Annotated in this window: 12 protein-coding genes, 1 tRNA gene and 1 pseudogene; 3 read left to right on the forward strand and 11 right to left on the reverse strand. The window is 33.6% G+C overall.

Features of this window, described 5'->3' with window-relative positions; all coding sequences use genetic code 11:
- Nucleotides 1-50: 50 nt before the first annotated feature.
- From F6K06_RS01635 to bchI, 8 genes and pseudogenes are all read right to left on the reverse strand, one after another.
- A complete protein-coding gene (locus F6K06_RS01635) occupies nt 51-2,687 on the reverse strand; it encodes a hypothetical protein (protein WP_124145185.1) in 2,637 nt (878 codons plus the stop codon).
- Between the two features lie 96 nt (nt 2,688-2,783).
- Nucleotides 2,784-3,899 (reverse strand): AAA family ATPase, encoded by a 1,116-nt coding sequence (locus tag F6K06_RS01640; RefSeq protein ID WP_124145186.1) that lies wholly within the window; start codon nt 3,897-3,899, stop codon nt 2,784-2,786.
- 587 nt (nt 3,900-4,486) lie between these two features.
- Nucleotides 4,487-4,639, reverse strand: coding sequence for a hypothetical protein (locus tag F6K06_RS01645; RefSeq protein WP_161565025.1), 153 nt, complete (start codon nt 4,637-4,639; stop codon nt 4,487-4,489).
- Nucleotides 4,640-5,475: 836 nt separating this feature from the next.
- On the reverse strand, nt 5,476-6,282 hold the full coding sequence (locus F6K06_RS01650; protein ID WP_124145187.1) for a TPM domain-containing protein: 807 nt from the start codon (nt 6,280-6,282) through the stop codon (nt 5,476-5,478).
- 454 nt (nt 6,283-6,736) lie between these two features.
- Nucleotides 6,737-6,901 (reverse strand): hypothetical protein, encoded by a 165-nt coding sequence (locus F6K06_RS01655; protein ID WP_161564542.1) that lies wholly within the window; start codon nt 6,899-6,901, stop codon nt 6,737-6,739.
- 24 nt (nt 6,902-6,925) lie between these two features.
- Nucleotides 6,926-7,417 carry a crossover junction endodeoxyribonuclease RuvC gene (gene ruvC / locus F6K06_RS01660; protein ID WP_124145188.1) on the reverse strand — a complete coding sequence of 164 codons (492 nt, stop codon included), beginning with the start codon at nt 7,415-7,417 and terminating at the stop codon, nt 6,926-6,928.
- A 68-nt stretch (nt 7,418-7,485) separates the two neighbouring features.
- Nucleotides 7,486-7,989: pseudogene (locus F6K06_RS01665) on the reverse strand (GUN4 domain-containing protein).
- An 828-nt stretch (nt 7,990-8,817) separates the two neighbouring features.
- The gene (gene bchI, locus F6K06_RS01670; RefSeq protein WP_287239745.1) at nt 8,818-9,924 is read right to left on the reverse strand and encodes a magnesium chelatase ATPase subunit I; all 1,107 of its coding nucleotides are present in this window, start codon (nt 9,922-9,924) and stop codon (nt 8,818-8,820) included.
- Between the two features lie 119 nt (nt 9,925-10,043).
- Between bchI and F6K06_RS01675 the strand changes: the two genes are divergently transcribed.
- On the forward strand, nt 10,044-10,190 hold the full coding sequence (locus tag F6K06_RS01675) for a hypothetical protein (RefSeq protein ID WP_287239748.1): 147 nt from the start codon (nt 10,044-10,046) through the stop codon (nt 10,188-10,190).
- 265 nt (nt 10,191-10,455) lie between these two features.
- Nucleotides 10,456-11,283, forward strand: a complete 828-nt coding sequence (gene dapB / locus F6K06_RS01680) for a 4-hydroxy-tetrahydrodipicolinate reductase (RefSeq protein WP_287239751.1) — start codon at nt 10,456-10,458, stop codon at nt 11,281-11,283.
- Between the two features lies 1 nt (nt 11,284).
- On the opposite strand, the gene F6K06_RS01685 is transcribed toward dapB, so the two are convergent.
- Entirely contained in the window at nt 11,285-12,235 is a 951-nt protein-coding gene (locus tag F6K06_RS01685) for a hypothetical protein (RefSeq protein ID WP_287239818.1), read from the reverse strand.
- A 369-nt stretch (nt 12,236-12,604) separates the two neighbouring features.
- Nucleotides 12,605-13,276 (reverse strand): Npun_F0813 family protein, encoded by a 672-nt coding sequence (locus F6K06_RS01690; protein ID WP_124145192.1) that lies wholly within the window; start codon nt 13,274-13,276, stop codon nt 12,605-12,607.
- A 1,076-nt stretch (nt 13,277-14,352) separates the two neighbouring features.
- Here F6K06_RS01690 and F6K06_RS01695 point away from each other — a divergent pair.
- Nucleotides 14,353-14,426: transfer RNA gene (locus F6K06_RS01695), tRNA-Arg, on the forward strand.
- Between the two features lie 765 nt (nt 14,427-15,191).
- On the opposite strand, the gene F6K06_RS01700 is transcribed toward F6K06_RS01695, so the two are convergent.
- Nucleotides 15,192-15,425 carry a hypothetical protein gene (locus F6K06_RS01700; protein WP_287239756.1) on the reverse strand — a complete coding sequence of 78 codons (234 nt, stop codon included), beginning with the start codon at nt 15,423-15,425 and terminating at the stop codon, nt 15,192-15,194.
- Nucleotides 15,426-15,520: the final 95 nt, after the last annotated feature.

A 15,520-nucleotide genomic window follows, 5' to 3' on the forward strand; every position in this document is an offset into this window, starting at 1 on the left:
TATAATTGACTCGTCCGTTAGTGTAGCTCCCCCTCCGGGGGAATATGATATTAGTCTTCTATAAAATTACGCTTTTTTTCATCTTCAATCCACTTCTCAAAATACTTAATTTCTTTTTCTAGATATTGCTTGTGTTCCAGAAGGTCTATTGTATTAAAAATTGGCAGTAGTGATTCAAGATACTCTACGATTTTATGTGTTGCTTCAATATTCTTAGAGCTACTCAAAATATAATCTTCTGAGGAAAGTTCCTTATGATTCTTAACATAAGGTTCTATGGGAAGTTTCTTAAAATATTCAAAATTTTGATTGTACTGACAAAATAGATCGATAAATTGATAACGTCTTTCGTATGGAAATGTTGTAGTTACGCTAAACAATAATTGCAGCAAATCAATATCTGTATATCTATTTTCAATCACACTTTTTAGCAGTTGATTTTGTCTATCCTCAAAAACAACTTTCTCTTCTTCTGTTACTTCCAAAACAAATATTCTTTCCAGAATAGTATTTCTAAATCCAGAGTTAGATAATTCCTTTTCTCTCTGATAAATATGCTCAACTACTTGAGTGATTAATTCCTGGTAATTTTCATGTTTCCAAAGAAATGTATAGTTTAAATCATCTCGGAAGTTTGAGAACTTTCTTTCCTCATCGTATACCCAGTCAATATATTCAATTATGAAATATTGGTCAGCATCAAGAATGCGAATAAATATATCTTCAGAGTTAGATGAGTATCCCTTTATTTTTTGACTTGATAAATATGCTTGTTTTAGCAGATAAAGTTTTTCTTTGAATAACTCAATTAAAATATGATTGACCTGAGTGTAAGGATTAAATAAAAAATAGAAAGGATCGGGAAAATTTGTCTGTTCATTAATTTGACTCAGAATAATTTCTGTTACCTGAGCAACAACATTTTTATCTAAGTCACGATATTTGAGAAGAAAATCAAATCTTTCTGGTATTTCATCAAGTTTGCTTTCTCTATATAAGTTATAGAGTTTCTCCAAATAATCGGATGTAATTTTATCTTCAGGTAGTAAGTTGTAAAATCCAAATAACCATTTTCTTTTTGAAGCAAAATCAAATTGATTGAGCAATTCAAAAGCTTTTTCAACTCCAGAAATTTTAATTAATTTCTCAATTAATAGAAAATAATTAAGTTGAAATGGGTCGCCAAAATTGAGATAATATTTCAGTACATCTAAATAAAGCTCTGAATTTTCGCAGGAGAGAAAAATAAGTTCTGCTATTCTACCACTGGGAAATTCAGAATAGTAATGGTTTTTCTCTTTTGTTACAGCTTTTATCTCATGGCATTTAGCAAAGAAATCCTGATAATCCTTAAAATCGTAATTGGCAAAATATTTTTTGATTTGATTTTGCTTAAATTCCTTGTATTCTTTCCCGTCTAAATAGCAGTTGTTTCTCTCATTCCAATTATCTGAAAGTATCCTATACACCTCATAAGTTCCATTGAGAAATCGTTCTCTTATTTCATTATTAAATTCAATTTTACGAGACTCTAGAAAATCCAAATATTTCTGAACAATAAGACAATGATAATAATCTTGAGGATTTAAGTTATCTGTAAGAAATTTAAGCACTTCTACAGCATCTTGCTTAATAATTTCACCGACAGAAAACTTAGAATATGATTTACTATATTGATGAATTATATTGATTACTTCTTTCTCAAAAATATCAATCTGATAGAGCTGAAATATTCCCTGCCAAATTTTATTTCTTAAATCAAATAACTCCGGTGTAGGTTGTGGGGAAAATTGATGCCATAAACATAAAAATTCCCTGTTATTTTTCAGCTTAGGAGTATTAAATTGAAGATAGAGGTATTTTTCAGCAACACCAAAAAATAGTTTTGCGAATAATTCGTTTTTTCCTCCATTTACTTTTTCCAGTAGCTTATCAATAACTATCGACTGAGTAATAAATTGTGTTATGTAGGAATCACGTTCAAATCCAAACACCTCAATAAGAAGGCAAAAGACCTGTGGTAGTTCCTGTGGTTTTTTTGTCAGATATCTAAACAGCAAATCTATTGCAATTTTTTGGGAATTTTGTTCATCAGAATTACCAAATAAACTAAGTAAGTCAAGAATAGAATATGGTGGAATGTCAATATTAGAATTAGACGGAATATCTAAACTTGAAATATCTACTGACTCCTCTTCCATCTTATTAATTAAGTTTCTAGTATATGAAAGAATATTTGTCTGTTTATGTTTAACAAACCAAAAAAGTTTCATCAGTTGGATAAAACTTTTCTTATCTCCTCCTTCCTCATAAATTTTCCAAACTCGGTCTACCTCTGGACTAAGTATGTTGATAATCTCCTCACTATCAAAAGCACTTAAAACAGGATTAAGAGCATCAACAAAATTATATTGAAACTGAGGAAAGAAATTATCTAATAGAAAGGAAAAATTCAACAATTTCTCCTTTAAAAAAGTAAGATAAAACAGATATGTAGCTAGAACCTGGTCAGATATTCTGGCAATCTCATCTTCATACATATCTACTAACTCAAATTCATATAATTTACGAACTGCTTCCCAGAAAATTTCCCTGTCAATTTTGAATGCTGTTTGAATCTTTTCCATCATTTCATCCTTAGACTTATCTACTACTTGGAAAAAAGCGACTATACCAGCAACTTTCAATAAACTTTTATCCCTAAAATCTGTAATATCTTGTCTAATTGAAGAATAATATATATCGTAAATATCAGATATGTTTTTAATATCTTTGACAGTTTCTTATCCTTGTACTACTAAAGCAGCCATTATTGCCAGACGAGGATTACCTTGAACTATATCAACAATTCTTTCTATGTATAATTGATTCTGAATTTTGTATTCTTTTTTAACGAGTTGCTCAATTTGCTTATCTGTTAATGAGTCAATTTTTACTAGCTCTAAATTATTATAAGAACGCGCTACTTCTTTAATTTGCTCAACTGCATAGTCACGAACTGTAGCTATTATTTTAATTTGCTGATTTTCACGTTTATCCAGAAGAAGATTAATAAAATGCTTAAATTCTTTGACCCGATTAGCATCATCTACAAAAATTAGATAACTTCCCTCATCTGAAAAATAAACATGGATATCCTCAAAAATATCTCTTCCTTTATTAAAAACACATTGAACTTTGTACTCAGAATATTTCTCTTCAAATTTTCTACAACACTCTAAAACAAGTCGAGATTTACCTACTCCCGCTTTACCAGAAACTATAATTAGATTATTTTCCTCAAGTAGTTGTAATATTTCATTTATTTCGTCTTCTCGAAAGTAAAACTTTGTATCTAGAGGAGCAACATTTGTTCTTTCATTATAAGTAGTAATAAACTCATCAATATCAACTATTTGAAGAGTATCTACCTTAACTTCAAGATATCTTTTAGCAATACCAGAATAATTTTCGAGGTCTAAAGAAATAGAGTCAATACCATATATATCAAGCTCAACTCCATACTTCTGACATTCCTTTTTTAGAGAATTTTCTTCTTTTGTATCCAGAGTAGAATTATGGCATAAAACAATCTTTTCTATTTTTGTTATTGATATTCCAGTTTTTTCCTCATTAAAACAGTTGTGGAGGTCTGTCTCTAATTTTTTGTAAAGTTTTTGCTTCTTATCCCTTTTAGGGTTTGTTGTTGTATGCTCTCCCAAAATATACTTTCCATTTTCCAGAATAATTAAAGTATCTGGAGTTCCTTTTATTGATTTATCAGCTCCAATTACAGACCCTAATGATTTAATTTGGTGAAGCTGTTTAATTTTTTTATTAAGGTAAGCATCAGCAAGTTTTTGGAATGTAGCACCGTCTAATTCTTTAAGTTTATTTTGAATCTCATTAATTTTTGACATAGTAATTCTATACAGATAAAAATAATATATTATTTGTCAACCTAAAAGTAGCGATCGCCTCTCTCTATTCTCTCTATTTTAGCAATTAAATTTTTACTCTCAAGTGTCAAAAAGTAATATATGGACTTCCTTTTCTTATTTTTTTACTTCCCGATACAGACCCTAATGATTTAATTTACTTAACTTGTTCAATCTTTTTTGAAGGTAAACATCAGCAATTTTTTGAAACTCACCACTACTTAATTATTTGAGTTTATTTTGAAGTGTGATTAATTTTTTCAATAGTAATTTTATAGAGATAAAAATAATATCTTATTCACACACTTGAAAGTAGCGATCGCTTCTCTCTATTCTCTCTATTTTAGCAATACAGATAAAAATAATTATTCTTTCTCAACTTGAAAGTAGCGATCGCTTCTCTCTATTCTGTCTATTTTAGCAATTAAATTTTTACTCTCAAGTGCCAACTGGAGTTCATTTTCTGATTTTTTTTAGTTCCCGATACAGACCTTAATGATTTAAGCAACTTAACCTGTACAATTTTTTTTGAAGGTAAACATCAGCAAATTTTTGAAACTCACCACCACTTAATTCTTTGAGTTTATTTTGAATTTCATTAATTTTTGACATAGTAATTCTATAGAGATGAAAATAATATCTTCTTCCTCAACTTGAAAGTAGCGATCGCTTCTCTCTATTCTGTCTATTTTAGCAATTAAATTTTTACTCTCAAGTGCCAACTGGAGTTCATTTTCTGATTTTTTTTAGTTCCCGATACAGACCCTAATGATTTAAGCAACTTAACCTGTTCAATTTTTTTATAAAGGTAAACATCAGCCAATTTTTGGAACTCATCACTACTTAATTCTTTGAGTTTATTTTGAAGTGTGATTAATTTTTTCCATAGTAATTTTGTAGAGATAAAAATAATATCTTCTTACTCAACTTCAAACTAGCGATCGCTTCTCTCTATTTTAGCAATACAGATAAAAATAATTATTCTTTTTCAACTTAAAAATAGCGATCGCCCTTCTCTCCTATCTCTATTTTATCTGAAATCTAGTTATACCATTATCCCACTCTCTACTTCCATTCAACCCAGACAAAAAATGTCGGTATATCCCCAGATAATTCCCACTCTTATTCTTCCTTTCTTATTTCTCTTTTCTCCTGAATAATACGATAACTAACTATCCAGAATATTTTGTAAAAGTTTGCCCCTATAAATGTAGCTGAAAACTATAGCAGTCGAAGGAAAAGGCGTGGAAATATCAAAAGCTTAAAACTCAGACAACACAAAATTTTTTCTTCTGTCCTAGATAACTAAAGCCTTCTTCCCTCGTCTTTCTACTAACTTCAGACAATAAAAAAGAGCTAGAGATACTTACACAAATAAAACATCCCTAACTCTTAGTTTTTTCCACTTATATTTTATAAATTTATCCTTTTCTTTTGGGTTTAATAACCCATAATAACTCGCGGTTTTTACAATTGGTTGAGGTTTAAATCCCTTCCACTTTTTCCAATTTCAGTCTTTCTTTATTCTTCCTTCTTCCTTCTTCTTTCTTCCTTCTTCTCACGTTTCAGAAGCAGAAGATTGACTGAGAAAAGGAGTCAAATAAGCAACCAAAGCACCAATCAGAAAAGCTGCAACATTACGAGTCAATGGCAACCAATCTGAAGTTCTCGTCACTACTGGACCAATCCCAAAAGCAATAAACAAAATTCCCCACAATGGAGAAAATATTAACGCCCACTGCCAAGAAAAAGCTTGATCCGGTTTCCGGGGTTGAGCTGCAAAACCACAAATTACTCCACCAAGAGCTGATGTAATTAAAGTTAAAATCCATTGCTCTCTTGGTAAACCAGGGACAACGTTACAACCACCTTGACGTAAACAAGTTTTGATAGATTCTAATGATTGGATAATAGATTGGTCTTCACCTTGGTCTCGCACAAAAAATTGATTACCGTAGCGAGTTTGTAACTCTACCCAAAATGTCCGAGGTAGAAATTCATAGAGAGCGCGACCCACATTAAAGTTCAAGATATTACCACCACGGGAGTCCGCTACTAACAAAACACTCTTATTATCAAGTTCCCAAAAATCTTTAACTGCTCTACCAGGAGTACGGTCAAATTGAGTCAAAACCCTCAATTTCCAGCCAGTTTCAGTTTCAAATTGCTCTAAATCTTTAGCTAATATATCTTCTTGAATGTCCGTTAAAGTTCTTGCTAAGTCAATAATTGGTGTTTGCTCTTCCGGGAGTAACTGAGGATTATCATAAGCATTGGCAACTCGAGGAGTTAGAGCAAAAATTGATAATGTCGCGAAAACTCCTACAATTAATACAGAAATTTTTTTTAAAAAGTTTTTTTTCATCTTATCTTTAGTTTTAAACTCAAAAGTGGACAGTAAATGCTTGTATTAAAAAAGGGTTCAGAAAAATCTCATATTTCTTTACATTTATTTACTTTAACTCACATTTATATAAAATGCGCAGCCAATGTTAATATTGTTGAAACTTTTGACTGAATAATACTGACTATTGGTAATACAAATAAGAATATAATTATGTATTAAAGATCACTATTTCTATTTTTTATTAAAATAATATGGGTCTAAAACCCAGCCTTTTAAGGGGAAATATTTTTGTAGAGTTGCTCAAATCCCCGTTATAAAAATAACTTCTGATTTCTGACTTCTGACTTCTGACTTCTGACTTCGTTAAGCTCACCTACTTAACATTAGAGTTAAGTAGGGCTTGCTGATTAAATATCAAAGCATTGACTGATATTGGTTTTAGCATTTTTTTGTCTAAAAAAATGCCAGCTTTTCAGCCTAAAGAGCTGCATAAAGCTAGTATTTTGGGACGATTATGGCAGAACAATCTGGGGACAATTTTTCCGACTACCTCCTCTATAATTCCCATTTCTCCTGTCTCCTGTCTCCTGTCTCCTGTCTCCTGTCTCCTAGCCCTACTAAAAGATTTATTCAGCAAACCCTAAGTAGCAGAAGTCTAAATTTAACTCAACCAACTTGCGGCCAAAGCAATTGCTAAAGCATCAGCAGCATCATCTGGTTTAGGAATCTCATCTAAATCTAATTCTCTTGCTACTGCTTGTTGCACATCAGACTTATCTGCATTGCCATAACTTGTTAGTGCTTTTTTAATTTGTGCAGGCGTAAACTCTATTAATGGAATTCCATGTTGGGCTAATACTAACATTAAAATTCCTCTAGCTTGAGCAACTAAAATTGTACTGCTCATGCGATAAAAAAATAGTTTCTCTGTAGCTGCTAAGTCTGGTTTAAAGGTATTAAATATCGTATGTAAATCTTCATAAATTGTGATTAAACGCTCGCCCATTTCTTGTTTTTTTGTAGTTTTAATCACCCCAAAATCAACCAGAGAAGTAGAGTCTATCTTGTCTGTTTTTGAATTATAAATACACTTAATTAACCCAAATCCTAATACTGCCAAACCCGGGTCTAATCCAAGAATTAATTTTTCCAATTTTAGACTTTTGATTCTTATAGTAAATTTGCTGGTTGTAGGGAATCTGATAAAATTATAAGCTCTTATCAAATATTACTTTTTGTCAGTTTTTCCGCTGTATAAGGAACACCAAAATTCCGAACATGAGTAGTAGTTTTAAAAGGAAGATGTCCGTAAGGGGCTGAAATTTTATATCCAATATTTTTATATCTATTATCCTTATCACCCCACCCTACTTGCTTGATAAAAATGTCAGCGATGTAGCTGCCGCTAGGCTCCGCCAACGCGACATCAAAAATCCCTGGTTTACCTCCTAATTTTATCCAAATCTGTTTTTGAATGCTAAATCCAAATTTGCCGTTACTATAGTTAATCCACAATTGATTAATTTTATTTAAGTCTTTACAGGGGATATTTTTGATATCTTCTCAATCAAATCGATACTGTTTTTCTCGCCCTACTAATGAAAGTAATATTCTTAGTGTTTCTTCGTCTGCTTCTTTAAATTTATCAGATGACAAGAAGTTTTCCAAAGCTGTGTAATCTATTTGTTTATCTATTGGAGGACGAGAAGTTATCCAAAAATTTATATTGGGGGATAAAGATACAAATTACAACAACAAATATGAATATACCAGTTCCTATCAATAATCCATTAGCTTCTCCTGTATAAAAATTTTTAACATAATTTTGAGAAATAGGTTTTGCACCTGGAATATGTAAGGTAGAAATTTGAGATATAATTGCTTGAAAAACCTGAGACATTTGAGAAATAATACTCTGAGGTCAAAGCTGAAGTAATCTCAACCATTCTTTCACGGTTTGCAGGCGGTCTTCATGTCAAATTTCTATTCCTTTTATAATGGCATAATTGACGCGATCGCTGATTTTTTTATTAATTTGTTTTGGTTCTACTAATAGGTAATAGCTCATATTTAGCTTGTTTTCCCGTCAGTTTAAAAACCAATTTTTATAGCCATTTACTGCGAAGTTGCTGTCAGTAAATGGCTATAAAAAGCATTAATAGCCATAGCCATATTTTAACAACTAAATTTTCGTTTTGTCAGCAGGACTATGCTGAAGGCTAATATGAAATCCGGTTAAACAGTTCTCATTACAACCGAAGAGAAGCAATCTTGCCCCACATGAGATTGCTTCCTTCCACTCCGTTCCAGTCGTAATGACGAATACAGTGACTAATTACCAGGATTCTATATAACTGCTAATCGCTCTATCAAAAGATTTAATATTTTTAATTTTCTGAAAAATTACCCATAATTTAATCAAGATAGGAGAAGCACTGATACAAGTTTTTCATAATTGTTAAATAGCTAATTTTTCACCTCAAAAAAATCGCTTTTATCAATCTGCTTCTCCCTCAAAAATTCAACTACAATTAACGAAGATTAATTCTTAAATTATCCTTCTACCTCTGCTAATCCAAAGACTCGATTAAAAACCTTCTTTACCTTATCACCCGAATCAATACTTTCCAATGGATCTTTTCGTAGTCGATGTCGTAAACACATTGTAATCACACGACCAATATCTTCCACCGTCACTTCTGTCTTACCCTCAAAAGCAGCTAAAGCTTTTGCTGCACGGTTAGTTACAATATCTCCCCGTAAACCATCCACATCTAACTCAGAGCAAACTTGAGAAATTTTCACTCGTAAATCATAATCAACTTCCACTGATTTCAGCTTTTGTTGAGCTTCTACAAGCTTATCCTGTAATTCTTCCTGTTGTGTTTGGTAATTTAATAAAAATTCTTGAGAATTTTGGTCAAAAGCTGAACGTTGCTCAACAATTTGAACTCGTAATGAAGGGTCTTTAACAGTCCTAATTTCGGCGTGCATTCCAAATCTGTCCAGTAATTGAGGCCGTAATTCCCCTTCTTCTGGATTTCCCGAACCCACAAGCACAAAACGAGCCGGATGACGAATAGAAATACCCTCCCTTTCTACAGTATTCCACCCGCTTGCTGCTGAGTCAAGCAAGACATCAACTAAGTGGTCATCTAAAAGATTAACCTCATCAACATATAAAATGCCACGATTTGCCTTAGCTAATAATCCAGGTTCAAAAGCTTTTACCCCTTCTGATAAAGCCTTTTCAATATCAATAGTACCACAGACCCGGTCCTCAGTAGCCCCTAATGGTAAGTCCACCATTTGGACTTTTCTTTTCACTGTGGCAATTTCTTGCTGTTGTGCCAATCTATCTTGCACAGAATCGCTCATTAGATCGGGGTCTTGAGGATCGCTGTTGAAAGGATCGTCTAGAACAATGTCAATTTCTGGGAGCAGATCGGCTAAAGCACGGATAGTAGTAGATTTACCTGTGCCACGATCGCCCATAATCATTACACCCCCAATTTTGGGGTCAATTACGTTTAATAGCAAGGCCAGTTTCATTTCTTCCTGGCCGACAATTGCAGTGAAGGGAAAAACAGCCCGAATTTTTGGAACGGCTGGTTTAACAGATGTATTTGCCGTATTATTGGCTTGAGCGGTTGGACTCACAGTAGACTCTAAATTCTGATTACTAATTTTTATTTTGGCACATCGGCGGACAATTAGAATTTCTTTATGTAAGGGAATAGGGAATAGGGAATAGGGAACAGGGAACATAGAGAAGACAAATGTCTGTGCCGTGTTTGCGTAGCACTATAGAACCCGTTTGGTATCTTCATAAATATCAAGTTTTTTTAGTCTTCAGTCAGGAGACAGGAGACAGGAGACAGGAGACAGGAGACAGGAGACAGGAGGGAAGATGTGGGGAGAGATAATACAAAAAATTCAACACTCCTTCTTCAGGTTTTCGGTCAAAATTGATGTGCGAAAAGACTTGATTACCATAATTATATAGATTTCAAATGGGTTCTATAAATAAAATAGTAGTATCTCAATTTAGAGGAAACCTTTGAAGAAAGTATCAGGTATTAGGTGCTAGGAGAAATAATTAATTTACTGGAAGGTATCGAACTGTTTAGGTAAATAAAATGCTCTAAAATACCTATGTTTACTCCTACTATCTAGGTATTGATATAAATTATGACAAGCCAAAGTTCGACTCCTGTAATTGTTAATGGTGCTGCGGGCAAGATGGGCCGTGAAGTAATAAAAGCTGTAGCAAATGCTAGTGACATGACTCTTTTTGGTGCCATAGACCGCCAACCTGAGTATCTTGGTCAAGATGCTGGCGAATTGTGTGGTTGTGGAGAACTAGAAGTGCCAGTGATTGATGATTTACAGGGGATGTTAGTCATGGCCGCCCAGGAAAAACAACCAGCAGTGATGGTTGATTTTACTCACCCAGATAGTGTTTATGAAAATGTTCGTTCTGCTATTGCTTATGGTGTTAGACCAGTGGTAGGAACTACAGGTCTTAGTCCAGAACAAATTCAGGACTTAGCAGAATTTGCAGAAAAAGCCAGTATTGGTACACTGATAATTCCTAATTTCTCTATTGGTATGGTTTTGCTCCAACAAGCAGCGATCGCCGCTTCCCAGCATTTCGATCATGTAGAAATTATTGAGTTACACCACAATCAAAAAGCTGATGCTCCTAGTGGTACTGCAATTAAAACTGCAGAAATGTTATCGGAGCTAGGAAAAACTTACAATGTACCTAATGTTCAAGAAACAGAAAAAATAGAAGGGGCCAGAGGTTGTTTAGCAGAGGAAGGAATTAGGATTCATAGTGTACGCTTACCTGGTTTAATTGCTCATCAAGAGGTAATATTCGGTGGGCCTGGTCAAATTTATACTTTACGACACGATACAACAGATAGGTCTTGCTATATGCCTGGAGTTTTATTAGCCATTCGTAAAATTCAATCTTTAACCAAACTAATCTATGGCTTAGAAAAGCTGCTTTAAACTAAGAACTACTGCGTCTACGTCTACTTTGGCGAGAACGAGTTGAAATATCGTATTCTAAAACTGCACCTATGCCAAACAAAATTGCAGTAAATACAAAGAATACCTCTAATAAACCCCCACTTTCATAATCTCCTTGAGCGCGTGAATCTGACCACTTAAAATACATATCAGCAATATAAAGAGAAAATGTAGCAGCAGCAATCATGCGCCAAGACTGAGAAAAACGTCCACCCCAAAAAGCTAGAAGTAAAGCAGTAGCAATAATTAGTAAAAATACATCAGCAATGATATAAAACAAGTTTATGCTATAAGCAAATGGTTCTAACTTATCATCTATACTTATTACCCAAGGAGGAGCCAAATTGGCCGATACTTCTTCTATATCTAACTCTTCTAAGACTGAAGTATCTGGACTAGGTGATAGACCAAAAAATGAAGGTTCAGCGACCCAAATAGCTAAAGCAATTCCTGCCACTGCTACTCCAGCTAAAACTCCCCACTGCCAAAATTCTAGATTTAGTCGTTTGGAAGTGACAGCCAAAGTCATACCCCAACCAATGAACAAGTAAGAAAAAATGTAGAAAATATCTGCTAGTGAAACATCGGGGTCTAGTTCCCAAAGTAGTTCCCAACAACCAAAAACCACACCAGCAATAAAGTAAAATAATAATCCTAGACCAATGCCCATCCATACATTGCGCCCACTAACCATTTGAGGACTTTGCCAATTTCTAAAGCAAACTATAGAAGCTAATAAGTAAGCTCCCAGTTCAAATATGTAAGTACCAACAGAGTACCAAAAAGGTAATTCTTCACCTGGTAAAGGCACACTAAACAGGAGAAAAAATAATAGGGCAAGTACACCCCAAATAAGACCAGTAATTACAATACTCTGGGCTGAGAATAAAGACTTAGTAAGGGTAGATGATTTTTCTGAAGTGCTGCTCATAGGAATATTCTCATCAAGCTTAACTTTGAACACATATTTTCTCTCCATTTTTCACCATTTTTAGTCTTTTTTTGAGATTTATCAAAGGTATTAAGGAGATAAAAATAGACTTACTTTATTTTTTTGACCGATCGATATTAAAGAAATAGACTTTTTTCATCAATCAAATTTAAATTAATGAATTTAACCTAGTCTTAATCAAGATTGGACAAAAAAAATATTGATAGACTATTTGATTTTAAATGCTGTTTAAACATATAAATACAATCTGATGCCAAACTTATTATGTAGCAACATTTTATTTAATTTAGAGCGACCAATATCAATTTTTAACCTAACTCCAGAAGTGATACTGGCAAACTTTTTAAATTACTTTATTGCCCATTGTTTACCTTCAGGAAATTGATTCAGCCAAGCCATAAACTGAGTTTTATCAGCACTAGACATAGATTCTAAGATTTCATCAATACCTTCAGCAAAATTGGAATTACCAAAATATTCTTCACCTAAATGATGGACTTCTTGCAGTAAAGTATATAGATGAACTTCCCGCCAGGAAGGTAGTGGTAATTTTTTCACAGGATCGACAGTTAACAAAGCTTTAGTTGCATCAGGAGAATCAGTGTTAGGAAAGTTTCTTTTCTGAAGAAGTTTGGTAAAATCCTTGTGAAAAGACTTTGCCTGTCGATTACCTAATAAATCTTCTATATCAAAGTAAAGAGCTTGCACTAGCAGTAAACAACCCTGAATAAAGGAAGGAGTAATGGTGTCCTCATCTTTTGAGTCTTCATTACTAAGTTGCTCTAAGCGGATTTTTCCCCAAACACTATATCGATCGGGTTCCTCTAGTAAAACACAAGCTTTACCACGATTATCTGTTAAATCCCGCCAGAAGGATCTAGCTTCTTCAGCTTGCTCGGCCTTAAAAAGACTGATTAAGCGAAAACTTTGCCCTTGATAACTAAGAATAGGGATCTGTTGATCCTTTTTTGGGTGTTGAATACTTGTAATTTCAACATCTTGCCTTTTCAGAATAAACATGACACTTTACATTCGACTCCCATAATCACCTGGGGTACTATTGGTGTAATTGTAATCTGTTTTATATTTGCTAACATTTGTTTACAAATACTTCCTGTTTCTAGCTAGAAGTATCGGCACCACCTAGTCCACAGGGTTTAACTGTCACACCTGACCACCAATCAAAAACACGATCTGACAAAGATAGAAATTTTTTTCCCTAGTTAGAATAGGTTTTATCAGCTTTCAAAGCATTTAGTAGATTCTTACCAATAATTTAATTAATCAATCCTCTGACATAGATTTAATTTTATATATATAATAACTATGATTTTCTATAAAAATACTACAGGTATTTTAGTAAGCACAACTTTAAGCTATACTTGGCACGGATACAACTTGTGATTTTTCAATCTATAAATGGTAGTGGTAAATAAGTAATAATTTTTACAGCTTACCTCCTGACTATGACAAGGATCTACTAATAAATATCCTTACATATTTATCACTACCCTATAAATAATATAACTCCCTCAAGCAAAAGCTAAAATTGTGGACTTATAAAGTATAGATATATTAAGTTAGTATGAGAGACTTACCATACTTTATCGGTAGTGTAATGTTTAAGAATTATCTCACCCCTTCCCTGATTACCGTGTGTGAAATTTTTCCATCACCAGACATAGTATATTTTTACAGATTTTCTCTTATACGATTACAATACTGGATTTACAAGTTTTCAAGTATCTTGCTCCTAAATATATTAATAACTGTCTAGATCAAATTTCTGGGAAATAAGGCCATAATTCATCTGAAACTGCTCTACTGAAATTTTTATGTGGGCTTCTTCGAGAACAAGCTATAGGTATTTTTACCTCAATGGACTACATATATAATAAATTCTACTCTCAGCACGAGTGTATTCTGCCCGATCCTCATAATCAAAATACTAGCGATCGCCGGATTTAGTATTTCTAGTCCATTTACTCTCAAGACACTTGTACTTAATTAATCTAAATATCAAAGATCGACTTGCGTATTTGGAGATTTGCCAAGTAGAATAATAAAGAGTAACCTCAATCTCATAGTTTAAAATTGGGTGCGTAACTCAGTTGGATAGAGTAGCGACCTTCTAAGTCGCGAGCCGCAGGTTCGAATCCTGCCGCACCCGTAGATACTGAATTTAAAAAATTCCTAGATACAGCAAGTGTTTTAGGCTTTCTCTAAAAATGATCAAACATAATTTTCATCCTACATTCCGCACTTGAAAGCGTAGTATAAAGGGCTAGTAGTCAGTAGTCATTATTTAGTAGTCATTAGTTAGTAGTCAGTAGGGAATGATGGTGGCTAATTATCTGGCTCCATCAAGTATTTCTGCTTAATTTATTTAATTTAATTTGGCTTTTGTCTGAGTTAAATAATGATTTATAGACTATAAATACTGAGCAACCCACTGATGTTTGTGGTACTTTATTATATGAAAAATTGATGTGCGGAATCTGAGTTTTATTTAAATCATTTATCATTTTTTATTAATCTTCGGTGGAGGGTAGTAGGGAATAGGGAATTGGGAATAACTACTATTTAACCCCTTGACTATTGGGTTTAATACTTCACACTTCACCTGGAGTACGCTAATTGTCATAGATATTTAATGCCCATAATAATTACCCAGATTTCTATGATTAGTTTCATGATAATTTTTGCTCGTCAAAACTCTAGGAGAAGCTCTAAATATTGAGATGAAACAAATTATGTAGATATGAGAATTTAAGCAGCAGTGCTATATTGCAGTTCAAAGTTTGCTTAGGACATTCTCAAATTCTTATACCAACCGTGAAAAAAAATGTTACGAATAATAAGTGCGATAGAATTAAGTTCCGCTGAGACGAACAAAAGATTTTAGAGGAGATGTCCCTTTGACGAAAAAGATAATTTATATCATGTCCGGATAATTAGTTATAAAAAAATTTTCTCCTTTTTCTCCTCTTCCTTCTTCTTCCCTGCTGATATCAAATCCGTTTAATTGGACATAAAAAAAATCTTCAATCGCCATAACTACGTTTATCTTTGTAATTCTTTCTCCTCCTGACTCCTGACTTCCCCTCCCCTCCTGGGAGGGGGAGGGGCGAGGGGTGGGTTGACTCCTGAGGACTCCTAACTTAACCATTCTATGGCTGTTTAACCGGATTTGATATGACTCGGTCCTCCTGTACGTCGCCAATCCGGCGGCTTCCCCACCTGACTCCTAATAAATAGCCTAGT

It is taken from the genome of Okeania sp. SIO1H4 (genome assembly GCF_010672695.1).
GTDB classification, from domain to species: Bacteria; Cyanobacteriota; Cyanobacteriia; order Cyanobacteriales; family Microcoleaceae; genus Okeania; species Okeania hirsuta.

Excerpts from the sequence above, each read along its gene's own strand:
- F6K06_RS01690 (WP_124145192.1), bottom strand. The coding sequence starts at position 13,276 with ATGTTTATTCTGAAAAGGCAAGATGTTGAAATTACAAGTATTCAACAC.
- F6K06_RS01650 (WP_124145187.1), bottom strand. The coding sequence starts at position 6,282 with ATGAAAAAAAACTTTTTAAAAAAAATTTCTGTATTAATTGTAGGAGTT.
- F6K06_RS01685 (WP_287239818.1), bottom strand. The coding sequence starts at position 12,235 with ATGAGCAGCACTTCAGAAAAATCATCTACCCTTACTAAGTCTTTATTC.
- F6K06_RS01675 (WP_287239748.1), top strand. The coding sequence starts at position 10,044 with ATGTCTGTGCCGTGTTTGCGTAGCACTATAGAACCCGTTTGGTATCTT.
- F6K06_RS01700 (WP_287239756.1), bottom strand. The coding sequence starts at position 15,425 with ATGGTTAAGTTAGGAGTCCTCAGGAGTCAACCCACCCCTCGCCCCTCC.
- F6K06_RS01640 (WP_124145186.1), bottom strand. The coding sequence starts at position 3,899 with ATGTCAAAAATTAATGAGATTCAAAATAAACTTAAAGAATTAGACGGT.
- dapB (WP_287239751.1), top strand. The coding sequence starts at position 10,456 with ATGACAAGCCAAAGTTCGACTCCTGTAATTGTTAATGGTGCTGCGGGC.